The sequence below is a fragment of the uncultured Desulfobulbus sp. genome (assembly GCF_963662935.2).
Classification (GTDB): domain Bacteria; phylum Desulfobacterota; class Desulfobulbia; order Desulfobulbales; family Desulfobulbaceae; genus Desulfobulbus.
Genome location: NZ_CAXXTL010000002.1, coordinates 2839038 through 2862748 on the forward strand (window position 1 = coordinate 2839038; position 23711 = coordinate 2862748).

At 57.2% G+C, this 23711-nt stretch carries 20 protein-coding genes; 4 read left to right on the top strand and 16 right to left on the bottom strand.

Features of this window, described 5'->3' with window-relative positions:
* Positions 1-64 precede the first annotated feature (64 nt).
* The gene (era, locus tag ACHZCX_RS16870; RefSeq protein WP_319588363.1) at positions 65-964 is read left to right on the top strand and encodes a GTPase Era; all 900 of its coding nucleotides are present in this window, start codon (positions 65-67) and stop codon (positions 962-964) included.
* A 34-nt stretch (positions 965-998) separates the two neighbouring features.
* Here era and ACHZCX_RS16875 read toward each other — a convergent pair whose 3' ends face one another.
* From ACHZCX_RS16875 to ftsE, 4 genes are all read right to left on the bottom strand, one after another.
* Positions 999-2348, bottom strand: coding sequence for a S41 family peptidase (locus tag ACHZCX_RS16875; RefSeq protein WP_319588364.1), 1350 nt, complete (start codon positions 2346-2348; stop codon positions 999-1001).
* A gap of 189 nt (positions 2349-2537) precedes the next feature.
* Entirely contained in the window at positions 2538-3698 is a 1161-nt protein-coding gene (locus ACHZCX_RS16880) for a peptidoglycan DD-metalloendopeptidase family protein (protein WP_319588365.1), read from the bottom strand.
* 10 nt (positions 3699-3708) lie between these two features.
* Positions 3709-4596, bottom strand: coding sequence for a permease-like cell division protein FtsX (locus tag ACHZCX_RS16885; RefSeq protein ID WP_319588366.1), 888 nt, complete (start codon positions 4594-4596; stop codon positions 3709-3711).
* A 3-nt stretch (positions 4597-4599) separates the two neighbouring features.
* A complete protein-coding gene (gene ftsE, locus ACHZCX_RS16890) occupies positions 4600-5352 on the bottom strand; it encodes a cell division ATP-binding protein FtsE (RefSeq protein ID WP_319588367.1) in 753 nt (250 codons plus the stop codon).
* A gap of 339 nt (positions 5353-5691) precedes the next feature.
* Here ftsE and ACHZCX_RS16895 point away from each other — a divergent pair, with 339 nt between their 5' ends.
* The gene (locus ACHZCX_RS16895; RefSeq protein WP_319588368.1) at positions 5692-6351 is read left to right on the top strand and encodes an HAD family hydrolase; all 660 of its coding nucleotides are present in this window, start codon (positions 5692-5694) and stop codon (positions 6349-6351) included.
* Positions 6352-6375: 24 nt separating this feature from the next.
* Positions 6376-7980: a DUF445 family protein gene (locus ACHZCX_RS16900; RefSeq protein ID WP_319588369.1), complete on the top strand. Its 1605-nt coding sequence runs from the start codon at positions 6376-6378 to the stop codon at positions 7978-7980.
* Between the two features lie 107 nt (positions 7981-8087).
* On the opposite strand, the gene ACHZCX_RS16905 is transcribed toward ACHZCX_RS16900, so the two are convergent.
* The 7 genes from ACHZCX_RS16905 to tsaD form a co-directional block, all read right to left on the bottom strand.
* Positions 8088-10940 carry an OmpA family protein gene (locus ACHZCX_RS16905; RefSeq protein ID WP_319588370.1) on the bottom strand — a complete coding sequence of 951 codons (2853 nt, stop codon included), beginning with the start codon at positions 10938-10940 and terminating at the stop codon, positions 8088-8090.
* Between the two features lie 49 nt (positions 10941-10989).
* Positions 10990-12921, bottom strand: coding sequence for a 1,4-alpha-glucan branching protein GlgB (gene glgB / locus ACHZCX_RS16910; protein WP_319588371.1), 1932 nt, complete (start codon positions 12919-12921; stop codon positions 10990-10992).
* 170 nt (positions 12922-13091) lie between these two features.
* Complete coding sequence (locus ACHZCX_RS16915; protein WP_319588372.1) at positions 13092-14255, bottom strand: iron-containing alcohol dehydrogenase; 1164 nt, start codon at positions 14253-14255, stop codon at positions 13092-13094.
* A gap of 192 nt (positions 14256-14447) precedes the next feature.
* Positions 14448-15164, bottom strand: a complete 717-nt coding sequence (locus ACHZCX_RS16920; RefSeq protein ID WP_319588373.1) for a type II CAAX prenyl endopeptidase Rce1 family protein — start codon at positions 15162-15164, stop codon at positions 14448-14450.
* A complete protein-coding gene (locus ACHZCX_RS16925) occupies positions 15161-15412 on the bottom strand; it encodes a hypothetical protein (protein WP_319588374.1) in 252 nt (83 codons plus the stop codon). Before ACHZCX_RS16925 ends, ACHZCX_RS16920 begins: the two co-directional genes overlap by 4 nt.
* Positions 15409-16299, bottom strand: coding sequence for a 16S rRNA (adenine(1518)-N(6)/adenine(1519)-N(6))-dimethyltransferase RsmA (rsmA, locus tag ACHZCX_RS16930; protein WP_319588375.1), 891 nt, complete (start codon positions 16297-16299; stop codon positions 15409-15411). Before rsmA ends, ACHZCX_RS16925 begins: the two co-directional genes overlap by 4 nt.
* A 6-nt stretch (positions 16300-16305) precedes the next feature.
* Positions 16306-17310, bottom strand: a complete 1005-nt coding sequence (gene tsaD / locus ACHZCX_RS16935; RefSeq protein WP_319588376.1) for a tRNA (adenosine(37)-N6)-threonylcarbamoyltransferase complex transferase subunit TsaD — start codon at positions 17308-17310, stop codon at positions 16306-16308.
* 112 nt (positions 17311-17422) lie between these two features.
* Between tsaD and moaA the strand changes: the two genes are divergently transcribed.
* The gene (gene moaA / locus ACHZCX_RS16940) at positions 17423-18469 is read left to right on the top strand and encodes a GTP 3',8-cyclase MoaA (protein ID WP_319588377.1); all 1047 of its coding nucleotides are present in this window, start codon (positions 17423-17425) and stop codon (positions 18467-18469) included.
* 134 nt (positions 18470-18603) lie between these two features.
* Here moaA and ACHZCX_RS16945 read toward each other — a convergent pair whose 3' ends face one another.
* The 5 genes from ACHZCX_RS16945 to ACHZCX_RS16965 form a co-directional block, all read right to left on the bottom strand.
* Positions 18604-19272, bottom strand: coding sequence for an amino acid ABC transporter permease (locus tag ACHZCX_RS16945; protein WP_319588378.1), 669 nt, complete (start codon positions 19270-19272; stop codon positions 18604-18606).
* Positions 19272-20039, bottom strand: a complete 768-nt coding sequence (locus ACHZCX_RS16950) for an amino acid ABC transporter ATP-binding protein (protein WP_319588379.1) — start codon at positions 20037-20039, stop codon at positions 19272-19274. Before ACHZCX_RS16950 ends, ACHZCX_RS16945 begins: the two co-directional genes overlap by 1 nt.
* Positions 20036-20716: an amino acid ABC transporter permease gene (locus ACHZCX_RS16955; RefSeq protein ID WP_319588380.1), complete on the bottom strand. Its 681-nt coding sequence runs from the start codon at positions 20714-20716 to the stop codon at positions 20036-20038. Before ACHZCX_RS16955 ends, ACHZCX_RS16950 begins: the two co-directional genes overlap by 4 nt.
* A 149-nt stretch (positions 20717-20865) precedes the next feature.
* Positions 20866-21609, bottom strand: a complete 744-nt coding sequence (locus ACHZCX_RS16960) for an ABC transporter substrate-binding protein (RefSeq protein ID WP_319588381.1) — start codon at positions 21607-21609, stop codon at positions 20866-20868.
* A 220-nt stretch (positions 21610-21829) separates the two neighbouring features.
* A complete protein-coding gene (locus tag ACHZCX_RS16965; RefSeq protein WP_319588382.1) occupies positions 21830-23665 on the bottom strand; it encodes an ABC-F family ATP-binding cassette domain-containing protein in 1836 nt (611 codons plus the stop codon).
* Positions 23666-23711: the final 46 nt, after the last annotated feature.

The following is a 23711-nucleotide window of genomic DNA, read 5'->3' on the forward strand; positions in this document are numbered from 1 at the left end:
CATCTCTTTGTCATTATTTTCTTCTGGGGTTTTCCCCGTGGCCGTCAAGAAAGGATTCAAACCATTGAACAGTTCACTCTACCGCTCGGGTGTGGTGGCCATCATCGGCCCCCCCAATGCCGGCAAGTCAACCTTGCTCAATCAATTGCTCAGGCAGAAAATCGCCATTGTCACCCCAAAGCCGCAGACCACCCGTAACCGGATCATGGGCATTGTCACCGGGCCCACCTATCAGATGATACTCCTCGATACCCCCGGATTGCATGAGGCCCAGGAGGAGATGAACCGGCAGATGGTGCGGGTAGCGTTAGACACACTTGCAGAGGCGGATACAGTTCTGTTTCTTGCCGATAGTGTCGATATGGCGGCTAAAAAACTGGGGAAACGAGCCGAAGAATTCGCGGGATACCTGGGCAGGATCACTTGTCCGGTGGTGCTGGCCCTGAACAAGATGGATCTGTTGCCGCCGGAACAACTGCTGCCGGTGATGGATTGGTACCGTGGCCTCCACCCCTTTGCCGCTATCGTTCCCATCTCGGCGCTCAAAGGGACGGGTGTTGAAACCTTGCTGACGGAACTGGTGACTCTACTACCGGAAGGGCCGCAATACTATCCAGATGACATCCCTACTGATGCGACCGAGCGGTTTATCGCTGCCGAGATCATCCGCGAAAAGATTTTTTTACTCACACGGGACGAGATCCCCTATTCGACCGCCGTGGTCATCGATGCCTTTGAAGAAGGTGATCCCGTGGTCATCCAGGCAACGATTCTGGTCGAGCGGAATTCGCAGAAGGGGATTCTTGTGGGGCAGAAAGGAAGCATGCTGGCGGCCATTCGCAAGAATGCCACTGCCGACATCGAACATCTGCTGGGGTGCCAAGTGCGGTTGCACCTGTGGATCAAAGTGAGCAAGAACTGGACAGGAAATTCCAATAAACTCCGTGAACTGGGGCTGGCCTGATCAGGTTGTTTTTTGGTTCTCCTATATGCCTGGCCTATTCTTTTGATCGATGCTGTCCTGAAGCAAGGCTCAAGCTTTTTAGGGTAATAAAAGCGGTACGTAGCTGGTTGTCCTGCTCCAGGCGCCTAGCCATCTGACGGATATCTTCCATCTTTTGAAAGTTTTCTTCCTGATCACCGCCCTCTCCACTCTCGTCCTGGTTTTCGGGCTGCTTTTTGACGTCCTTTTCGTTTTTAAAATGGCGGGGCAGGTCTTTTTCCCTGACGGTTTTGAGCGGTGGCGGTGGGTCGGCCTTGGCCTCGACGGCCGCGGTTAGGGGAACCACCATGTCGGGCTTGATACCGGTGGCCTGAATCGAATCGCCGCTTGGGGTGTAATACTTGGCTGTGGTCAGGCGGAGGCCTGCGCCTTCAGGCAGAGGCAGGATGGTCTGCACCGAGCCTTTGCCAAAAGTGGTCGTCCCTAGGATGATCCCCCGTTTGTGATCCTGGAGCGCGCCCGCGACTATTTCCGACCCGCTAGCCGAACCGCCGTTGACCAGAACAACCAAAGGGAAATCGCTGTAGCCCTCGCCCGGATGCGCCTTAAACACCATCTGCTCTTCTTTGTGTCGCCCCTTGGTGGAGACGATGACCCCTTTGTCGAGAAAAATATCGGCAACCTTGACCGCCTGGTCAAGGAGCCCGCCGGGATTGTTGCGCAAATCAAGGATGGCGCCTTGGAGCGGGTGTTTCTTTTTTAGATTTTTTAATGCGTTTCGCAAGTCTTTGGTGGTGGTTGCCTGAAAGTTGGAAACCCGGATGTAGGCGAAACCTGGCTCCAATTCCGTATATTTGACTGAAACCAGAGGGATGGCCTCCCTGATCAGGGTGAAATCCTTGGGTTCCTTCCATTCCTGACGATGGACGGTGATCGTCACCGGGGTCCCTTTCGCGCCACGCAGTTTTTTTACCGCCTCCAGGAGTGTCATGGTCTTGGTGAGTTCACCGTTGATGCGGATTAACTGGTCGCCGGATTTGATGCCCTGCTTTTCGGCTGGCGTCCCCTCGATGGGGGCTACAGCGGTGAGTACACCGTCACGCATGGAAATTTCAATGCCGATTCCAGTGAAACTCCCCGAAGTTTCCTCTTCCAGGTCCTTGAAATCCTCGGGAGTCATGTAGGCGGAATGCGGATCGAGCGAGCCCAGCATACCGTTGATTGCACCGTTGACGACCTTGCTAGAGTCAATTTCATCGACATAATACTGTTGGATGAGGGTTAGGACATTGGCAAAGGTTTCCAGATCCCTGTAGATGTCCCGCTCCTGCTTGCTCTCGTCGGCAAAAACGGAGGTCTGGGTCAAAATAAAAAGGATGGGCAGAAGGACAAAAAAGCGTTTCATGTGGCAGCAGGTAAACCGGATGAAAGAGATGAAGAAAGATCCTCGGGAAACGAATCGGTGTGGACGGTACCTACACCGTTGCGGGTGGATATTGAGCAGAGGCTGTATCATTTGTAACTTAACGGGAAACAGGTAGCGAGGCAACGGTTATTCATCATCATCCGGAAAAACAGCGGGTTCGAGGAATGTTCAGTGGGTAGTTAGTGTTCCCGGCTGGAGCCAGTCGAGGGGGTTTTCGGGCTGAGCGCCATGGCGGATCTCGAAATACAACCCTTGGCCGAAAGGAGTGTCTGTATCTCCGGTTCTGCCGATGACCTGTCCCTGCTTGATCGGATCACCCTCCCGGACTTGGATGTCGTCGAAGCGGGCGGTGACTGTATAATATTGTTGATCATGTTCAACGATGACCATCTTGCCATACCCGCTCATATATCCGGCAAAGATAACCATGCCGCCATAGACGGCAGAAACCTCAGCGTGTTCCGGAGTCATGATGGTAACGCCGTTGGTAAAGGGGCTGTCTTCCTCAGTTGAGGCCGGGTCATGAAAGAGGCTGGTCACCTTGCCTCCAGCCGGCGGCGGCAGTTTTCTTTTATTGGCCGCAAAGCCTCGGGCCTTCTGCTCGGGCGTCTGGCTAGGCTTGGTCAGGACAACAAGGAGATCGCTTTCCGCCTTTTTCATCTCTTTTAACGCTTGTTCATACAAGCCCTTCTCGGCTTGGATCCGCTTCAGCACCCCATTTTTTTCGTCGGCAACCTTTTGGAGCAGGCTGTTTTCTCTGCCGGCATCGGCCAAGAAATGCTCTTGTAACGATTTCTCCAACTCATGGGCACGTTTGGCTTGATCGATGTCGATGACGCTTTTTCGGTACTCGGCGAAAATCGACTGGTCGTAGGTCACCAGCCAATGAAAGGCATCGTTGGCCAGCAGCAGGTCGGGTAGGGTTTTATTGGAAAAGACAATGTTGAGAGTGCCTGTCCTCCCCAGTAGATAGAAGGATTGGAGCCGTTTGATCAGGTGCTGATGTAACACCTCGTTTTTCCTGGAGATGATTGCCAGCTCCTTTTCTTTGGCCTCAATCACCTTTTCTTGTTCCCTAAGTCGGGTTTGCAGCGTATCGATTTTGCCCTTCTGGGCGCCGATTTGTGCGTCCAAGGTCGCCAACTCATCCAGCAGAGAATGTTCTTCCTTGCCGGTTTGTTCGATTTTTTCCTGATGGCTGGAGATTTCCTGCCGGAGCTTGCCGATGCTGATCGCGTTGATTTGCTGCTTGTCTTCCGGCTCGGCGGAACACCAACACGGGATAAGCAGGCTGGCGAGGAAAAAGAAGAAGGCGAGACGGCGAATCATGGGCTGCAGCTTATAAATGCATAAATCGTCTGATCGCCGAAAAACTGCCGGCGGCGCAGAGCAGGGTGGCGATGCCGATGATGGAGCAAACGATCGTCCTGTCGAAAAAGGCAAAGGACAGGAGGGTAAGGTTGGCCGGGCCGGCGAACTGAAGCGTAATCCAATTATAGAGAAGCAAGAGGGCCCCCATGCCGCAGCTTGCGCCGATAAACCCCTGGAGTGCGCCTTCGAGCAGAAAGGGCATGCGGATATAATGGTTGGTGGCCCCCACGAGACGGAGCAGTTCCAGTTCTTGTTGCCTGGACAGTAAGGTCAGGCGTATGGTGTGGGCGACCATGAAGGTGGTGGTCATGATCAGGAGGGAGCCGGAGAGGATGATAATGACTCGCATCAATTGGATAAAGACGTAGAATCGCTCGATCCATTCCTTGCCGTATTGGACCTTGATGACGCCTGGTAGGGTCTGGAGATAGTCGGAAAAGCGTTTAATCCGAGAAAGGCTGTCCAGCGTTCTGACCGGGTAAACCTCGATTGAGGCCGGCAGAAAATCGGTGGGCACCCCCGTGAGCACATCGGTATTGTCACCGAGCTGTTGCTCGAACCGTTTATACGCCTGTTCGCGGCTGATGAATTCAATGTGGTCGACTTGGTCGAATTTCAAGATTCTCCGACGGTATTCCTCCTGCAAGGGGAGCGCTGGGTCCTCGTCAAGATAGACAACCAGGCGCAGGTCATCGTCGAGTTCTTCGCCGATATGCAGGGCGTTGGAGTAGATCAGATAAAAGAAGGAAAAAATGAGCACCGAAAGCGACACGGTGAACAGGGTCATGCACTGCGACTTCCAGGTCAGCAGCATGTTGCGGCAGGTGTGACGGAGGACAACGGTCAAAAATCGCATCTGTCATGACTCCTGAGATACAGCAAGCGCGTCATCGGGGACCTGGTCGTTGTCATCCTGCGTTTCGGCTTGAGGAAAGCGGATTCGGCCGAAGCGGAGTTCGATCACCCGGTGCGGGGTTTCCTGAAAAAGGGAGCGATCATGGGTGGCAATGAGAATGGTGGCGCCTTTGCGGTTGAGTTGATGAAAGAGATCCATGACCCGGCCGGTGGTTTCGGCGTCGAGGTTACCGGTCGGTTCATCGGCCAGAATGATCTCGGGGGAATTGGCCACGGCCCGGGCAATGGAAACCCGTTGTTGTTCGCCGCGCGACAGTTCGCCGGCGCGAGTGTTGTATTTTTTGGTCAGGTCGAGCTGTTCAAGGAGCTCCCGTGTCCGTTTTTCAATAAAAGAGCTGGGGCGATAAACCACTTCCATGGCAATACCGATATTGTCGGCCACCGTCCTTTCAGGCAGGAGCTTGAAATCCTGGTAGGCCATGCCGACTTTCCTCCGGAGCAGGTGGATGCTGCGGTGCGACAGCTTAGCCACATCAAAACCCGCGACATCGACCATGCCCTTGGTCGGTTTTTCCATACGGCTGATCAGGCGGAGCAGGGTGGTCTTACCGGCGCCGCTCATCCCGGTGAGGAAAACGATCTCTCCCTTGGTAACGGTAAGGGAAATGTCAGCAATTGCCTGGACATCGGGGGGATAGAGCTTGCTGACCTTGATCAGGTCGACCATGACGCTGGGAGGAGATGTTTCCGGGTTCATTGATGTGTGATCGTCCGAAATGGGTAAAGGGGACAATGGTCAAGCCGTGGGCACAAAAAATCGGACATGTGGTCCCGATGCGCTTATCTGCCTCGATATATATCGTAAAATATTCATCTTTTTAAGTCTATAGCTTTTTCGTCGCCTTGAACAACAGAAAAGTGTATGCAGTTGTTTTTTCCAAGGTGAAGGTGAGCAGCGGTTGTATCGCTCAAAAATCGTTTACGGCAGGAGAAAAGCCCGGTTATAGTGCAGATTCGGTTCTGGGCGCAAGCCCTTGCCTGTCCGGTTAGGGTCGGGATAACACCTTGGAATGCTGAACAAAGGAGAAAGTAATCGATGCGTTATCAAGCGGTCCTTTTTGATTTGGACGGAACCCTGCTCGACACGCTGGAGGATCTGGCGGCTGCGGCAAACCGTGTTCTGGCCGCCAGGGGCCTACCCGTGCATCCGGTGGACGCCTTTCGCACCTTTGTCGGCGACGGATTGAAAACCCTGGTGGAGCGGATCCTGCCCGAGAATCAGCGCTCGACCGAGAGGATACTGGAGTTGGTGGCGTCCTTTGAGGAGGAGTATGCACAGAGCTGGCATGAACGCTCCGCTCCCTATCCTGGCATCGCCGGTTTGCTCGACCGTTTGACGGCCCAAGGTCTGCGCTTGAGTATCCTTTCCAATAAACCGGACCCCTTTACCCGGCTCTGTGTGCAGCAACTGCTGCCCCATTGGACCTTTGATCCACTCTTGGGACAACGCCCCGGTGTGCCGAAGAAGCCGGATCCCAGCGCCGCCCTTGAGGTCGCCAGGTTGCTAGGTCTGATGCCTGCTGAAATTCTCTATGTCGGCGATAGCGGAGTCGATATGCGTACCGCGCTCTCGGCCGGCATGGAAGCGGTTGGCGTCCTCTGGGGATTCAGGACCGCGGACGAACTGCGGCAAGCGGGGGCGCATCATCTGATTGCGCAGCCCGAGGAATTGCTGCCGCTCATCTTCTCTTCTTAACCTTCACCCCTCAGGTAGCCCATCGTGCTTGCCCTCGATTATTCTCTGCTCCGCGATCTTGTCCATCCCTGCATCGGCGCCTTTATAGGCTATCTCACCAACGTGGTTGCCATCCGTATGCTATTTCGGCCCCTGCGGCCCTGGCATATTTTTGGATTGCGGGTACCCATGACGCCCGGTGTTATTCCTTCCAAACGGCATGACCTGGCGGTTAATATCGGCGAGATGGTGGGGCGTCATCTCCTGACCAGCAAGGATATTGGCGCTGCCATTTCCGATGAGCCGTTTCAGGCGCATCTGGCCCATCTGGCGGATCGCAAGGTGCAGGAGATCTTCAAACGAGATCTCGGTCCCTTGCCCGACATTATTCCCTCCCGTTTCAAGGCCTATTTTCAGGTTGGAGTCAAGACCCTGAAATACCAGGTGAGCGAGGGCGTCAATCGTTACTTGGCCAGCAGCGGGTTCGAGGAAAAAATCGTTGCCGCCATTGTCGGCCGATTGGAGGTTCTGGGCGATCAAGAGCTCAACAGCCTGCTGGCTCCGGAAAATCGGCAAGATGTCTATCTTTTCATCGACGAGGTGATAAGGGCACTTTTGGGCAGTGACCAGACCGAAGCCTGGTTGGCTGGACATCTGGCCGCGAGCCTGCGGCAATCCGCCGCTCAAGGCCGTACCATCGGCGATCTGGCCCCGGAACCCTTGGTCGGCTTGGTGAAGAGCGTTCTCCGTGATCAATCCTCTCCCCTCTTGCAACGAATGGGCGCCCAACTGGCAGATCCGGTGTTGCGGGCCCAGGTCGTCAAAGGTATTCTTGGAGGGGTCGATCACTTTCTCGAAACCCTCGGGCCAGTGGGGGCCATGGCCCGAGGGTTCCTGGAAATGGACACCTTTGAACAGAAGATCGGTGCCTACCTTGACGAGAAAGAGGAGGATTGGGTCGCCTGGTTGCGGAATCCCGATGTCCAGGGACGGATGCTGTCAGTGCTCGAGGAAAACATCGATAGCCTGCTGGACAAACGGTTGGATGGACTGCTGGCCGAGGTGGACGAGAATCGCCTGACTGACATCTGTCGGGCCTGCGCGACCCAAGTGCTCGCCGCTTTCAAAAGCGAGGGCGCACTCACTGGCCTGAGGGCTTTGCTCCATGTTGGCCTTGAAAATCTGCTGGATGGGGGCCGGCGGCCGCTTGGCGATCTGGCCGGTCAATTTTTTCCTGGAGACAATGGCCAGCACTTGCGGGCGGCGATCGTCCGCGAATGTGTCGACCTGTTTCGGTCCAGCACCAGCGAACGTCTGGTCCATTCCATGGTGAACGCCATGGTGGACACCCTGCTGGCCCGGCCATTGGGCAGGTTATATGACATCGTGCCCCATGGCGTGCGCCAGGGACTGATCGAGTACATCATTCTGACCTCAAATCGGATGTTTCTCCAGGAGGTTCCGGGAGTGGTCGAATCCTTGAACATCAAAGGGGTTGTGACCGACAAGGTTGACTCACTCAATCTCCTGCAACTGGAACGGCTCCTGCTTTCCATCATGGAGGAACAATTCAAATATATCAATCTGTTTGGTGCCTTGCTCGGTTTCCTCATCGGGCTGATTAATCTGGCTCTGGTCAAGCTGGTGTAAGCGACGGGAGGCTGTCGCGTTCTCGAACCTTCATTTGGCAATAAAAAAGCCCTGACACCTCAAAGGTGACAGGGCTTTTTTATTGCCGCAATCGAAGGGGGCGCTGCTTATTGGGCCATCGGGTGTAACTCGATTCTTCGATTCTTCTGCCGGCCCTCTGGCGTACCATCATCAGCGACCGGGTTTTCCGGGCCGTAGCCTTTGGCAGTCAACTGCTCTGCGGTCACACCTTTACCGGTCAGATATTTGATGACCGCTTGGGAGCGCTGTGCACTGAGATTCAGATTGCGTTTGGCATCGCCAACCCCATCGGTGTAACCGGCAACCTCGATCTTAACCTGGGGAACTTGTTTGAGGGCGGCTGCAGTCAGGTCGAGTTTTTTCTGGGATTCAGGCGTGAGGAGAGCTGTTCCGGATTTGAAGTTGACGCCCTCAAGGACAATACCTTTTTTGACCGGACACCCCAGGCTGTTGACCGGCGTACCGGCAGGGGAACCGGGGCAAAGATCGGCGATATCGTTCACCCCGTCTTTGTCAGCGTCGGCCGCATTGTTCGCCGCTGGTTTTTCGGCAGGGCCCACCGGGATTGGAGCCAGGGCGGCGGCAGCTGGCATCGCCTTCACCGTCTCCAGTTGTTTTTTCAGGTCACCGATAGTGGCCTGATGGGCATTGAGCGCTTGCTGCAGGCTTTCTTTTTCAGCCAGCAGGGCCTGCATTTTCTTGTCGGCGGCCTGGGCCTCCTCGGTCTTTATCTGCATCGCTGCCGTTGCGTCGGTCAGGCTTTTTTTCGCCTGGGTGGAGACAGCCTCCATCTGGGCGATCTGGTCACGAAGGGTGGCAATCTGCTGGTTGAGATTGGGAACAAGATCCTGCTGCGCCTGCAGCTGGTTTTTGTCGGTTAACTCCTTGACTCGGGTTTGGGCCGCAATCAGTTCGCTCTCCAGCGCCTTCACCTTGCTACTGCTACTGGCCAGTGATTCATTGAGATTTTTCACCAAGGTTTCGATTTCGCCCACCTTCTTTTCGGCGATCTGTTTGGCGGTCATCGCTGCCGTCAGCTTAGCTTCGAGGGCAGCGATCTGCTCGCTGACCCCTGCCAGATCCTTGACCTTGGTCTCGGCGAGCATCAGGGCATTACTTTTCTCATCGAGCGATTTTTTCAGGCCATCAACATTCTGCACCACCGCCTGAGCGGCAGCGAGTTGACCCATCAGATCGGATTTTTCCGCTTCCAGTTGTTTGACAGCGCTGGCACTGGTTTCGCTCTGCTTAGTCAACTCGGTGTGCTTAGCCTGAAGGGCGGTCAGTTCTTCGCCTTGCTTCGCGGCTGTGTTCAGGGCTGCGGTCTTCTCATCTAAGGCCTTGCTCATCTCCTCAATTTTCGTCTGGAGCACGGCCAGGTTCTTCAGCTTACCCTCTGCTTGGGCAAGAGCAGCAGCCTGCTCATCAAAAGAGGCCTTCGCGGCGAGGAGATTCTTTTGGTCAGCCTGCATGGCCACGAGCTGACTCGTCAGGCCGAGTTTTTCATCGCTCAGGGAAGAAATTTTGGTGGTTAATTCATTGATTTTCGTTTGGACACCACTCAGAGCTTTTTCCTTGTCGTCGAGCTGGTTCTGCAAGGTCTGGTTGCTCTCCAGGGCCTCGGCGAGCTTCTTTTCAATTTCGGGCAGGGCAGTTTGCGCCTGGCTCTGGAAAGCTTCGAGATCCTCAATCTTCTTTCGAGCCGTTTCGGCCTCGGCCTTGTACCGATCCCGTTCCGTGGCCGCCAGGGTTTCGTTTTTGCTGAGATCGGCTACTTGTTTGTTCAATTGTTCGAGTTGGGCGGCGGTCTCTTTTTTCAGCTGATCGAATTCCTTGTTGCGTGCATCGAGCAGATTCTGCACCGTGGCTACGGCCTGGGGCTGAGCCGCAACCTCTTGCTTGAGCGACTGAATAGTGAAGATGGCCTTGTTCAAGGTTTCGGTCTTTTCCTGGAGAGATTTTTCAATGGCCTCCTTCTGTTGGTTCAAGGTGGCTGCCTGTTGTTCTTTCTCCGCACTCAGGCGGACCAGCGCCTCTGCCTTGTGCCCGGCCTGCTCCAGCTCCGCCTTGGCGGCCGTTAGTTTATCGATAGTTTCGGCCAATTCCGCCTTCAGGTTGCTTGATTCGCCGGCCAGTTCTTGAACCTGCGCTTGCACGGTTTTAAGGAGGGCCTCTTTTTCCTGGATGAGCTGTTCCGCTTTGGTGCCGGCGGATTTCGTTTCTTCCAGATTCTGGCGCAGTTGCCCCAAAACAGCCTTGGTCTCCATCAACTCGGCCGTAGTTTTCTCTTTGTCGGCTGCTAAAACTTTAAACTGCTCAGCGTTTTCCTTGAATATTCTGTCCTTGGCTTCGGCCCCGGCGGCCCTTATCTGGTCGAGATTCAGGCGCAGTTGCTCCAGGGCGGCCTTGGCCGCTGTGAGTTCGGCCGCTGTTTTTTCCTTGGCGGCGGACAGAACCTTGATTGTGTCGGCGTTTTCCTTGAGCAACCTGTCTTTGGCCTCGACCTCGACGGTTCCTGACTCTTTCTCGGCAAGAAGCGTGCGGTATTTGGCAGCGATGGCTTCTTGGGCATCGAGCAACTGGCGAATCTGCTGATCTTTCTGGGCTATTTCCCCCTGTAATTTCTGCACTTCCCCACAGTCGACGGCAGCAGGCGCAACCGTCACTTGTACCGGCAGGGGCTCAGAGGCTCTCTGTTGGGTCGGTTGGGGCTGTTGCAGTTCCTGCGACGCTACAGGTGGAGCCTGCTCCACTGGTACGGGAGCTGCCTCCTTCTGAGCAACTGGCGGTGCAACCTTGGCGGTATGGGTTTGTGGGGCCGACACGTGGCCATGATCCTTGGACACCGCAGTTTCCTTGATCATCTTGCTGTTAAAGTTGGCGAGCACGATATATGCCGCGACACCGACAAGGGAGAGGAGAATCAGACGGATTTTCATAGTGTATGTTGTTTGGTTGAAGTCATCTATAGAAACAGTCTACGTAACGTCATGAACAGGGGTGAAGAAACAGCGTGGAAAGTGGCGGTATAATGAGGGACAGGGTGTGGCCGAAGGTATGGCAGGGTTCCGGTAGGGCGTTGATGACCGGGCCGTTGCTGATCCCGCTGCCGCCATAGATTTCCTGGTCGGAATTGATTAACTCCCGGTAGGCGCCGGCCTTGGGGACGCCGATGCGGTAGTGCTCGCGCACCACGGGCGTGAAATTGCAGACGACAATGACGAAATCATCGGGGTTCTTGGCGTAGCGGATAAAGGAAAGAACCGAGTTGTCCGAATCGTTGGCATCAATCCATTTAAAACCGCTCCAGTCGAAATCGACCTGATGGAGGGCTGGTTGGTGCTGGTACACCCGATTGAGATCACGCGCCAACCGTTGCGTTCCCTGATGGCGTGGCGCGTTCAACGCCTGCCATTCCAGGCCGGTGTCATGGTTCCATTCCTGCCATTGACCGAATTCGCAGCCCATGAACAACAGTTTTTTTCCGGGGTAGCCCCACATAAATCCTAAATAGGTCCGCAGGTTAGCGAATTTTTGCCATTCGTCGCCGCTCATCTTGCCCAGCAGCGATCCCTTGCCATGGACAACTTCGTCATGACTCAGCGGCAGGACAAAATTTTCGTGAAAGGCGTAGAGCATGCCAAACGTCATCTGATTGTGATGGAACCTGCGGAACAGGGGGTCTTTTTGTATGTACCCCAAGGTGTCGTGCATCCAGCCCATATTCCATTTGAGGCTGAACCCGAGGCCGCCAAGGTAGGTGGGTTGGCTGACCATGGGCCAGGAGGTCGATTCTTCGGCAATGGTGAGGACGCCGGGAAAGATACCGTGCAGCACCTCGTTGATTTTGCGGAGGAAGCTTATGGCGGCAAGGTTCTCCCTGCCGCCGTACTCATTGGGGATCCATTGTCCTTGCTCCCGGGAATAATCGAGATAGAGCATGGAGGCGACCGCATCGACCCTGAGCCCGTCGATGTGGTATTTATCGATCCAGAACAGGGCGTTGGAGATGAGAAAAGCGCGAACTTCGTTGCGGCTGTAGTTGAAGATCAGGGTGCCCCAATCCTGGTGTTCGCCCTGTTGAGGGTTGGCATGGGCATACAGTTGGGTGCCGTCGAAGAGATTGAGTCCGGCCATGTCCTTGGGAAAGTGGGCGGGCACCCAGTCAAGGATCACGCCAATGCCGGCGGCATGACACTGGTCGATAAAAAACATAAAGTCTTCGGGAGTGCCGAAGCGGGAAGTCGGGGCAAAAAAGCCCAGTACCTGGTAGCCCCAGGAGCCGTCAAAGGGGTGCTCGGCAATGGGCATCAACTCGATATGGGTGTAGCCCATATCCTGGACGTAGGGAATAAGAGTGGCGGCCAGTTCCCGGTAGGTGAGGTATCGCTGGCCCCACTGTTCATCGGCCTCCCGGCGCCAGGAGCCGAGATGGACCTCGTAGATGGAGATGGGGCTGTCCAGGGCCTGCCGGCTCCGTCGGGCGGCAATCCATTTGCTGTCCTGCCACTGGTAACGGTCCAAATCGGCGACGACCGAACTGGTGCGGGGCCGTTCCTCCATCGCAAAACCAAAGGGGTCGGCCTTGTCCAGCAGTTCCCTTTTTTGGGTGGTGATACGGTATTTGTAGACGGAAAATTCGTTCAGGCCGGGAATGAAAAGGGTCCAGATGCCGGCATCGGAGGAATGCATGGGATGGCGGCTGGGATCCCAGCCGTTGAAATCGCCGATTATCGTCACCTGCCGGGCATTGGGGGCCCAGACAGCGAAAACGACACCGTCCATGTCCTCGAAGCGCACCAGGTGAGCCCCCAGTTTTTCGTAGGCCCGTTCATGCGTTCCTTCGCTGATCAGGTACCGGTCAAAATTACTGAGCCAATCCGCCGGAACTGCCCTCCCGGCCGGGATTTCACGCTTCATCGTCTGGCTTGAGCCTCTTGTTGGATCAAAGGTTGCAAAACAGGGTCAACTTACCGCATTAACCGATGAATGTCATGGGGAAAGAACGGTTTTCTCCTGACAGCGGCCAATAACGACCGCGTATGCATGGCCAGAGAGTCATGTTGCGGGGGATGAGGCGGCTGGAACATCTACAGGCACTGCCGGAGGATGGTCTCGACGCGTTCCGGGGTGTAGTTGCGCAGTCGCCAGAGCCGGGCCAATCCCTTGGTATTGTCGGCGATGCGGGGGATGTCCTCTGGCGGAATATTAAGGTCATCCAAGGTGAGAGGGGCTTTGACACTCTGCAGCCAGGTGTGCAACCGGGCGATGGTTTGCGCCGCCGCCGCCGCGGGCTCTTGTTCGGTCAGGCAAAAAATTCGTTGGCCGATCCCGGCGATCCGAATGGCGGAAGACTGGCGATGAGCCCGCAGCCAGCCGAGCATGACCACCGCCAGGCCGGCCCCGTGGGGCACATCGTAGATGGCGCTCAGGGAGTGTTCGATCAGGTGCATCGGGAACCCGACCCGGCCCAGACCGGCTGCAGTCAGGCCGTTGAGGGCCAGGGTTGCGGTCCACATCAGATTGGCGCGGCCGTTGTAATCGAGGGGGTCGCGGAGGCACCGTGTGCAGGCGGTCATGGCGTTTTCGATCAATCCTTCCATCAACCGGTCCTGCACCGGGCTATCCGGGTCGGCTGCGGTTATATAGAATTCGAGCACATGACTGATGGCGTCGACCGCGCCGTAGACCGTGTAGTCGGGGGGGACGGAAAAGGTGGCTTCCGGGTCGAGAATCGAGGTCCTGGGGTGGAGCAGGCGGTGGCCAATGCCGAATTTTTCCCTGGTCTCGTCGTTGGTGATGACCATGCCCGAATTCATCTCCGAACCTGAGGCAGCCAGGGTGAGCACGGCGGTGACCGGCAGGGCGGTTTTAATCCCTCTCTTGCCGGTAAAAAATTTCCAGACGTCATGCTCAACCGGAGTCCCGGCGGCAATAGCTTTGGCTGTGTCGATGACCGAGCCGCCCCCCGCGGCCACGATTACTTCGACATCATGCTCCTTGGTCAGTTGGACGCCCTGGCGAACATGGGAAAGCAGCGGGTTGGAACGAACGCCGCCGTGCTCGACAATGTCGACCTCAGCTTCGTGCAGGGCTTTAACAATCCGATCATACAGGCCGTTATGCTTGAGGCTGTCCTGGCCATAAACCAGCAGTGCACGGCGACCCCAGGCTCTGGTCTCCGGGCCGATGCTTTCAATGGTGCCCCGGCCGAAAAGAATTTTGGTCGGGTTGTGGTAGACGAAATTATGCATAGGGAGCAGGAGTTAGGCATCCCTGGAGGATGCGCAGGTTCGAGTGCCATCGCTTATGCCGCCTTGTGGCAGAGAGCAGAAGATGCACCGGGAAGATTCCTCAAAGGGGAGGGGCAAACACCTTGCCGCCGGTTTTGTGACGAGGGTGGCGTTACAACCGAGACGAGATGAGATGAGTATTTATCGAAAATATCACCAAAATTGCCAGTTGCCGGTGAAGTAAACAAAAAAGGCCAAGGCGATATTGGTGACCGCATGGGCCGTGATGCAGGAGAGGAGATCCTTTCTGCTGACCCATAACCAGGCCATGAGCAGCCCGAACACGGCGGCGGCCAGCCACTCGTGCATGGCATGTCCCGACACAAAGGCCAAGGTGGAAAGAAGAATCGCCGCCCAGGACCACTTCCCAGGGAGAACATCATTCACAGACCGCTCGTCAAGAGCGATGAAAAACGGCTCTTCTTCTTTGTTTTTACGGGCATAGTCCCACTGCAAGGCAAGCCGCAGGAGAAAGCCCCGCATGATAAGTTCTTCAAAAAGAGGGACAAGCAATCCGGCACTGAGCAGCCGAAGCAAAAATGAGCTCGTGGACCACGGCTGACCGTCTCCCGAGGTGACAAAGGGAAAGAGAAAAGCAAGCCAGAGGAGCAGGCCTAGGAACCCGACTCCGCTGCCGACCAGGATGGAGCCGAGAGCCGAGAGCGGTCCTTTGAGCGGACAGTACCAGCGCCAGGCCCAAAAGAGGAGAAGGGAAACGGTGATAATTCTAAGGGCATAATTAGCCTCCATCGGCAGGATCTCATTGGGAATGGAAGCGATCCCCACGTAGGCGAGGTAAGGAGCGGCGTAGGGCAGGAGGAGCTGGCGGTTGGTAGGCCTCGTCAGCAACGATCCGGAGGATGAGCTCAAGGGTTTGGCTCTTCCACTGTTGTGTCGGTCTGTTCCGCCTTTTCCATGCGCCGGGTGCGGATGAAATCGAGGATGGACCAGGCCAGGAGCACCCCGCTGGCGATGCGGTTGAATAATTGATGTTTCAGCATCTCCTGGTCAGAGGATACCCAGCCGTCATAGAAACACCAGAGGCCAAATCCAGCCAGGAGAACGGGGAAAACGTAGGGGCTGATCTGCGGCGGGGAGGTTTTTTCAGGGTCACTCATGGTGGCGTTTGTTGAGGAAGGGGGTTGTCGGGTGAAGGGACAGCTCCAAGGGCATGGCTGAGTCGCACAAAGTCTTCCAGCGTCAACATTTCTGCCCGGACCGAAGGAGCAATCCCCGCCGCTTCAATGCATTGGGTCAATTTTTTTTTGTCAGGCACCAAGCCAGCGCTGTCCAAGCCGTTGAGCAGGGTCTTGCGCCGTTGACCAAAGGCCGCATGGACCACGCGGCTGAACAACGTGCGGTCGAAATCGCCCAGAGCCTGCACCCGTTTGGGTTGCGGATGAAAGCTGATGCGGACCACCAGGGAATCGACCTTGGGGCGAGGATGGAATTCTGCCGGATTGACCGCGAGCAGCGGCTTGATTTCGGCGCAAGCGGCGAGCAGTACCGTGGGCGCACCATATTCTTTGCACCCCGGTGAGGCCATCAATCGTCGGGCGACCTCTTTTTGCAGCATAACCACGGCAAAATCCATCAGGTGGGCATGATCGATCAGGCGAAAGAGAAAAGGCGTCGAGATCGAATAGGGCAGGTTGGCAACGATCTTCAACCGTTCTCCCGGTTCAATCAGGGAGGCGAAGTCGACCTTGAGGACATCGGCGTGGATCAGTTCGACATTGGCGGGCAGGTCCTGCTGCTGCCGATGGAGACGGATAATCCCTGAATCTGCCTCCAGGCCGATGACTTTGGCGGCAGCGGCAGCCAGTGGCCGGGTGAGAGCGCCCAGGCCGACTCCAACTTCGACGACCTGGTCCTCTGGGTGCAGCCCGGCGAGATCGACGATCCGTTTCGGCGTGCGCTCGTGCACCAGGAAGTTTTGCCCCAGTTTTTTGTTTGGGGCCAGATCTTGGCGCTTGAGGAGTTTTCTCGTTTTTTCGTGGGGCATGGGCGGCTAGTTGAGGGGTGAACGGGAATAGGCGTCGGTATCGGCATCCACCAGCTGGCCCCCGAGAAATTGATAATAACCGGCCAGTGCAATCATGGCCGCATTGTCGGTGCAGAGCACCGGCGAGGGCATGAACAGTTCCAGCCCCTGTTCGGTGCAACGCTGGGTGAGAACAGCTCGCAGCCGGGGGTTAGCCGCTACCCCGCCACCGATGACCACCCGCCGGTGGCCGGTCTGCTGAGCCGCAGCCAGAGTTTTGTCGGCGAGCACTTCGACCACGGCCTCCTGAAACGAGGCACAGATATCGGCCACGGCCAGAGGCTGCTGGTTGCGGCGCTGGTTGGCCACATGGCTGGCCACCGAGGTTTTGAGGCCGCTGAAACTGAAATCGAGACTGTCTTCCCCCAGCCGGGCGCGGGGAAAGGCGATGGCTTTCGGGTTGCCCTCCGTCGCCAGTCGGCTGATCACAGGACCGCCCGGATAGCCGAGCTCAAGCAGTTTGGCTACCTTGTCAAAAGCCTCGCCGGCCGCATCGTCGCGGGTCCGGCCCAAGCGGGAGAAGGTCATTGGGTCGTTGACGGCAAAGAGGGAGGTGTTGCCGCCGGAGACGATCAGAGCGGTGTAGGGGAAATGGGGTTGGTTGTCCTCAAGCAGGCAGGACAGGAGGTGCCCGGCCATGTGGTCGACCCCGACGCAGGGCAAGCCGCGCACTAGAGCAAGGGCCTTGGCAAAGGTGAAACCCACCAGCAGCGAGCCGACCAGCCCCGGTCCCCGGGTGGCGGCGATGAGGTCGATGTCGTTTAATCCCACTCCGGCTTGGCCCAGAGCCTCGTCCACCACCGGGCGGATCATTTCGATATGGCGGCGCGAGGCCAGCTCAGGGACAATACCGCCGAACCGGGAATGGATCTCGTTCTGGTTGCTAATGATCGAGGAAAGCACCCGATTTTCTGGTTCAAGAACGGCCGCCGCTGTATCGTCGCAGGAACTTTCAATGGCAAGGATAAGCATAGGCAGCCGGTTGCAATCAGTCTTTTTCGGTGGTATCAGTAGGTATCAGTCGCCGGTTGTCGTTTGTCCGAATGCCGAGGGCAACCATTATTTTTTGCGAGCACCATACACAATGATACAAGAAAACACCAGTTTTGCTCCACTTAGAAATGACCTGACCGATTTATTTTCCCGTCCCATTTCCTATTTGCGTCTCAGTCTCACCGATCGCTGCAACCTCAAATGCATGTATTGCGTCACCGAGGAGGAATCCAGCGGTGGGCTTTCCAAGTTGCTCCACGATGAGCTGCTCACTTATGAGGAATTGCTGCGAACGGTCCGGGTGGCGGTGGCCATGGGGATCACCAAGGTCCGGCTCACCGGCGGCGAACCCCTGGTGCGCCGCAATGTCCTGAGCTTTATCCGCGATCTTACCCGGATCGAGGGACTCGACGATGTCCGCATCACCACCAACGGCGTCCTTTTGGAGCAGTACGGGAAGGCGTTGTATGACGCCGGCGTGACCAAGGTGAACATCAGCCTTGACTCCCTGCGACCCGAGCGGGTGGCAGCGATCACCGGAGTCGACTGTTTTGATCAGGTCTGGCGGGGTATCGAGACCGTCCTTGCCCTTGGTTTTTCACCGGTGAAGCTCAATATGGTGGCCATGCGCCACATCAACGACGACGAGATCCTTGATTTCGCCCGGATGTCGCAGCAGCTGCCGCTGCAGATGCGGTTCATCGAATTTATGCCCATCGGCGCCTCCAGCCGCTGGAACGCCGATACCTACATCAGCACCGATGAAATTATGGCCCGGATCGGCACGTTGGGCGAACTCATTCCCCTGCAGAAAGGGCGTGCCGACGGCCCGGCCAAGGTTTTCCGGCTGGGGGCGGATGCTGCCGGCACCCTGGGGTTCATCAGTCCGCTCAGCCATCATTTCTGTGATCGCTGCAACCGGCTGCGCTTGACCTCGGCCGGCATGCTCCGTTCCTGCCTGCTCCATGACGAAGAAGTCAATCTCCGTTCCGTACTGAGAAACGAGCCGACCGATGCGGCCATCCGCGAAGCACTGTTGATGGCTATCCGCAACAAACCCCGTGGTCATCAGCTGGAGGAGCGGATGCACCGCTCCGGCAGCGACTGCCACGGCCGGATGTCGCGCATCGGCGGTTGATTTCACCTTTCCGTTTCTTGCCGTTTTCGACCAACCCCTCGGTCTGATCAAAGATCTCGTTGCGCTCCGCTTCCTCGCCAGTCCTTGTCATGCAGTGAAGTGCGCCGGGAAAAATGTCGCCGGAAATTGACCGCTTATTGGTGACCAAAACCGGGAATGAAGAGGCGCTGTTCGATTTTTTTCAGCAGAAAGATCGCCAGAGTTACCAAGGCGAGGTAGTAGAGGCCGATGATGGCAAAGACCTCGGTGAAGCGGAAATATTCAGTGGCTATGGTCTTGCCCTCGCCGGTCAGCTCCATGCAGGTGACCACATAGGCGAGCGAGGAATACTTGATCAGATAGATGATTTCGTTGCCGCAGCCGTGGATGGCCCGCCGCACCGCCTGGGGCACGATGATCCAGCGTATGGTTTGCCAGGAGGTGAATCCCAGGGCCTGCGCCCCGAAATACTGACCGCGCTTGATCGACAGCAGGGCGCCGCGCACATATTCAGACTGGTAGGCACCGCTGCAGAACACAAAACCGGTGACCGCAGCAACGTAGGGGCTGAGGTAGATGCCGAGGTTGGGCAGGCCGAAATAGAGCACAAACAATTGAATCACCAGCGGCGTGCCGCGGAAAAGGGCGGCAAAGCCGTCGCCAAGACGGCGAATCCAGCGGGAGCCAAAGACCCGGAGCACCCCGGCCGCAATGCCGATCATCATCCCACCCAAGGCCGAGGGCACGATCAGCGCCAGGCTCATCAGCAGACCGTTATTGAGCGCGGCCAGAAGATCCTGGTAAAAAGGGGACAAGCTCAGCATCAGCACCCGCTGTCGGCCAGCGCATTGAGTCGATCGCAAAATCCCTGACTTTTGCTGGGGCTGCCCGGGGCCAGCAACTGGGTGGGAGAGCCCTGCTCGACAATGACGCCGCCCTCCATGAAAAGAATTTCGTCAGCCAGGGTGGCAATCAGGCTGATCTGGTGGGTGGCCATGATCATGGTCATGCCTTTGGCAGCCAGGGCGCGGATCACGGCAATGACCTCGCCGATCAGTTCCGGATCGAGCGCCGAGGTCGGTTCGTCCAGGAGCAAGGCCTTGGGGTCCATGGCCAGGGCCCGGGCAATGGCGACCCGCTGCTTCTGGCCGCCGGACAACTGCGCCGGATACAGGTCGGCCTTGTCGCCCATGCCCACTTGCTCCAACTCCAGCCGGGCGCGTTCTGCCGCCTCGCGTTTGCCGATTCCTTTGACCTTGCGCAGGGCAATGGTGATGTTGTCTAGCGCATTGAGGTGATCAAAGAGATTGAAATCCTGAAAGATCATCCCCACCTGCTGGCGCAGCCGGTAGAGGTCGGTTCTGTTGGCGAGATCGATCCGGTCCTCGCCGAGGTGGATCTCGCCGGCATCCGGGGGGACCAAGCAGTTGATGCACTGCAGCAGGGTCGATTTGCCGCCGCCCGAGGGGCCGATCAGCACCTTGATTTCCCCCTTGCGGAGGCTTAGGCTGACGCTTTTCAGGATACACGTGTCGCCAAAGGATTTGCTGAGCTTGTCGACCCGGAGGATGGGTGTTGTGTCTGTGATCATTGTGCGCCGTGGTGGGTGTAGCCGGGGATTCGGAGGCGATGTTCGAGTTTGCGCAGTGCCGAGACTCCAAGCCAGGTCAGAAGAAAGTAGAGCAGGCCGGCGGTGAGGTAGAGCGGCAGGTGCTGGTAGGTGCGGGAGGCCACGAATTGGGTCCGGGCCATGATTTCCGGGGCGCCGATGACAAAGGCCAGGGCTGAATCCTTGAGGATGATCGAATATTCGTTGGACCAGGCCGGAATCGAAAGGCGGAGGATCTGGGGCAGGATGATCGAACGGATGGCCTGGAGATCGCTCATGCCCAGGGCGCTGGCCGCCTTGAACTGGCCGCGCGGCAGAGAGAGGATTGCTCCTTTGAAGATGTTGGCCTGATAGGCGCCGGTGGTCATGCCGAGCACCAGAGCGACCGAGAAAACAGCGTTGAAGTTGAGGCCGAGAAAGGTGAACAGGCCAAAATAAAAGAGAAAAAGCAGGACCAGGACCGGGACGCCCCGGAAGAACCACACATAGAAACCAAGGAGCAGGCGGATCGCCCGGTTGCCGTACACCAAACCGACGGCGATGGCAATGCCCAGCCCCAAACCCAGCAGCATGGCCCCAATGACGATGCCGGCGGTGTTAATGGTCCCCAACAGGAGATAGGGGAGGGCGTCGGCAATGACGTTGAGGCTTGTCAGCATGATGGGGTGTATAGGGCGAAGAGGTGGCCCGCCGTGGGGCGTGCGGTTGCGGTTTTCCGGCTGTTCGGGGATGCGGGAAAACGACCGGCGATCTGGGCGATGTCTGCTCGAAAAAGGCGGGCGGAGTCAAAGACCCCGGCCGCTATTGTCTATTTGGTCAGCTCGTATTTGTTCTTGAGCGCTTCCCAGTCGGGTGAGGCCATCAGTTTTTTCAGGCTGGCGTTCACCTTGTCGAGCAAGTCCTTGTCATCCTTGCGCACCGCGTAACCAAAATCCTCCTGATCCATGCCGAAGGTGCCGAGAATCTGCACCTCTTTTTTAGCGGCGGCGTCCCTGGCCGGGGCATCATTCATGGCGGCGGCGTCGATGCGGCCGTTGAGCAGGTCTTCCACCGCCAGCGGCGAGGAGTTGTAATATTTCAGTTCAAAATTGAATCCCTTGGCGGCCGCCTGTTCCTTCAGCCACTTGGCCTCCGGGGTGCCTTGCTGGGCGCCGAGAATTTTCTTGCCGTTGAGGATGTTTTCGACGGTCAGGGGGGAGCCTTTTTTAGTGACCATCACCTGTTTAATCACCCAGTAGGGTTGGGTGAATGCAACCTGTTTGGCGCGCTCAGGGGTGATGCTCATGCCTGAGGCGATGATATCGATTTTTTTGGTGACCAGGCTGGTGATGATGCCGTCCCACTCGATTGGCTGATGGCTGACTTCGACCCCCATGTCCTTGGCGATCCAGTTCATGGCCTCGACATCGAAACCGCTGGGAGCCCCTGTTTTGTCAATAAAGGCAAAGGGCGGATAGTTGGCGTCAATGCCGTTGACCAGTTTGGTGCCCGCCAGAGCATGGCTGCCGATCAGAAGCAGGGCACTGAGGAGAAGCAGGCTCTTTCGGATCATAATGATTTTCCTTGTTAGGTGTTTGATTTCGCGGAACCTCCTCAGGGAGCACGCACCGGTAGGGGGGCATGACGAAGGTCTTCTTTACTGGCGTTGGTATAGTGAAATTACCCTGGGGTGTCAACGGGATTTCCAGGCGGGCCCCAAGGCCGGATCATGGTCGCAGGAGTGGAGGAGCCAGAATCGTTAGGCAGGGTGAACGGGGGGGGGCGTACTTTTTTTACCCTTGCCTGCGTTGTTCGAGTTCGTCCCAGCGGTCGTAGAGTTGCTCGGTTTGGGTCTGCAGTTCCTGCTGTTCCTGCCAGTAGTGTTGCAGTTGGCTGGAATTGGCCATGACCTCGGGCGAGAGCATCAGCGCTTCCAGTTCCTCCAGGCGCGACTCAGCGGCAAGAATGGCTGCCTCCATCTGATCGTATTCACGCTGGTCCATGTAAGAGAGCTTGCCGGGTTTGGCCTTGGCTGCCGGCTTCTCTTTGGCGGCGGCTGGGGCCTTCGACCCTTCCTTGCGGTCACGCTCCTGGAGCATGACCAGCCATTGTTCGTAATCGGCAAAATATTCGGTGCTGCCCTCGCCGTCGAAACCGAGCACCAGGTTGCAGACCCGGTCGAGGAGGAACCGGTCGTGGGTTACCAGCACCAGGGCGCCGGGGAATTCGCACAGGCTCTCTTCGAGCACGTCGAGGGAGGGGATGTCGAGATCGTTGGTGGGTTCGTCAAGCAGAAGGATGTCGGCGGGCTGGCGCATTAGCCGGGCAATGAGGATGCGGGCCTGTTCGCCACCGGAAAGGCGATAGACCGGAGTTTCCAGCTGGTCGGTGCGAAAGAGAAACCGTTTGGCCCAGGTGACCACATGCAGACTCTGGCCCTGATACATGATACTGTCGCCGTCTGGGGCCAAGGCGCGGCGCAGGGTGACTGAGGTGTCGAGCTGTTCGCGGCGCTGGTCGAAGCTGACGATGCGCAGTTTTTCGGCAATGGCGATAGTTCCCTTGTCCGGCTTGAGGCCACTTTGCCGGGCGGCGGCGGCCAGGATGTGCATCAGGGTCGATTTGCCGCTGCCATTGCGGCCGAGCAGGCCCAGGCGCATCCCGGGCTTCAGAGTGAGGTCGAGGTTGGAAAAAAGCGGCGGGCCATGGAACCGTTTTTCCAGGCCAACAGCAGTTAGCAGCTTTTTGGTCTTGCGCTGGGTGCTTTCAAAGGCAATACCCACCTGGCCGACGGAACGGTTTTTCGTGCGGACCTCGCCCAATTCTTCCTGCAGTCGCCCCGCCTCCTCAATCCGGTAGCGGGCTTTGGTGGTTCGGGCCTTAGGTCCACGGCGGAGCCATTCGGTCTCGCGCTGTACCTTGTTGGCCAACCGTTCCTCCAGGCTTTGCCGCTGCTGGAGATAGTCTGCTTTCTTCTCGAGAAAATCGGCGTAGGTTCCGCGAACCTGGAATGAACCTTCGGGGTAGACTGGGGACAGCTCGATCACCCGGTTGACCGTGTTTTCGAGAAAGCGGCGGTCGTGGCTGACCATGAGAACGGCGGCCGGGCTTTCGGGCAGGGTGGCATTGAGCAACCGCTCCAGCCAGAGGATGCCCTCGATGTCCAGATGGTTGGTGGGTTCGTCCATGATCAGGACTTCGGGCCGGGTGACCAGAGCCCGGCAGATCGCCAGGCGCTTACGCCAGCCGCCGGAAAGCAGGCGTACTTGTTGTTGCGGGTCGGTAAACTGGGCGCGGCTGAGCAGGGTATGCACCCGGTTGTACTGTTCAGCTTCGTCGATATCGAGATGCTTCACCGCCTCGTAGAGGTTGTCGATGCAGCTGGCCTCCTCGTTGAAAAGGTCCTCCTGAGGCACATAGCTGATCCGCAGCAGTTTTTGGACAAAGACCGTGCCGCTGTCGGCCTGCTCAAGGCCACAGAAGATTTTGAGCAGGGTCGATTTGCCTGAACCGTTGGGCCCGATCAGGCCGACCTTGTCGCCGGCGCTGATCATCAGGGTGGCGTCGGTGAACAGGGTCTGGGCACCAAAAGCCTTGGCCAGTCCCTGGCAGCTGAGGAGTGCGCACATGGTTAAATCGAACCGCTGGCAGTCCTGTTGAGGGGCTGTGGCCCGC

Excerpts from the sequence above, each read along its gene's own strand:
- ACHZCX_RS16905 (WP_319588370.1), bottom strand. The coding sequence starts at position 10,940 with ATGAAAATCCGTCTGATTCTCCTCTCCCTTGTCGGTGTCGCGGCATAT.
- ACHZCX_RS16950 (WP_319588379.1), bottom strand. The coding sequence starts at position 20,039 with ATGATCACAGACACAACACCCATCCTCCGGGTCGACAAGCTCAGCAAA.
- ACHZCX_RS16960 (WP_319588381.1), bottom strand. The coding sequence starts at position 21,609 with ATGATCCGAAAGAGCCTGCTTCTCCTCAGTGCCCTGCTTCTGATCGGC.
- ACHZCX_RS16885 (WP_319588366.1), bottom strand. The coding sequence starts at position 4,596 with ATGCGATTTTTGACCGTTGTCCTCCGTCACACCTGCCGCAACATGCTG.
- ACHZCX_RS16880 (WP_319588365.1), bottom strand. The coding sequence starts at position 3,698 with ATGATTCGCCGTCTCGCCTTCTTCTTTTTCCTCGCCAGCCTGCTTATC.
- ACHZCX_RS16915 (WP_319588372.1), bottom strand. The coding sequence starts at position 14,255 with ATGCATAATTTCGTCTACCACAACCCGACCAAAATTCTTTTCGGCCGG.
- moaA (WP_319588377.1), top strand. The coding sequence starts at position 17,423 with ATGATACAAGAAAACACCAGTTTTGCTCCACTTAGAAATGACCTGACC.
- tsaD (WP_319588376.1), bottom strand. The coding sequence starts at position 17,310 with ATGCTTATCCTTGCCATTGAAAGTTCCTGCGACGATACAGCGGCGGCC.
- ACHZCX_RS16955 (WP_319588380.1), bottom strand. The coding sequence starts at position 20,716 with ATGCTGACAAGCCTCAACGTCATTGCCGACGCCCTCCCCTATCTCCTG.
- glgB (WP_319588371.1), bottom strand. The coding sequence starts at position 12,921 with ATGAAGCGTGAAATCCCGGCCGGGAGGGCAGTTCCGGCGGATTGGCTC.
- ACHZCX_RS16875 (WP_319588364.1), bottom strand. The coding sequence starts at position 2,348 with ATGAAACGCTTTTTTGTCCTTCTGCCCATCCTTTTTATTTTGACCCAG.
- rsmA (WP_319588375.1), bottom strand. The coding sequence starts at position 16,299 with ATGCCCCACGAAAAAACGAGAAAACTCCTCAAGCGCCAAGATCTGGCC.
- ACHZCX_RS16945 (WP_319588378.1), bottom strand. The coding sequence starts at position 19,272 with ATGCTGAGCTTGTCCCCTTTTTACCAGGATCTTCTGGCCGCGCTCAAT.
- ACHZCX_RS16965 (WP_319588382.1), bottom strand. The coding sequence starts at position 23,665 with ATGTGCGCACTCCTCAGCTGCCAGGGACTGGCCAAGGCTTTTGGTGCC.
- ftsE (WP_319588367.1), bottom strand. The coding sequence starts at position 5,352 with ATGAACCCGGAAACATCTCCTCCCAGCGTCATGGTCGACCTGATCAAG.
- ACHZCX_RS16925 (WP_319588374.1), bottom strand. The coding sequence starts at position 15,412 with ATGAGTGACCCTGAAAAAACCTCCCCGCCGCAGATCAGCCCCTACGTT.
- ACHZCX_RS16895 (WP_319588368.1), top strand. The coding sequence starts at position 5,692 with ATGCGTTATCAAGCGGTCCTTTTTGATTTGGACGGAACCCTGCTCGAC.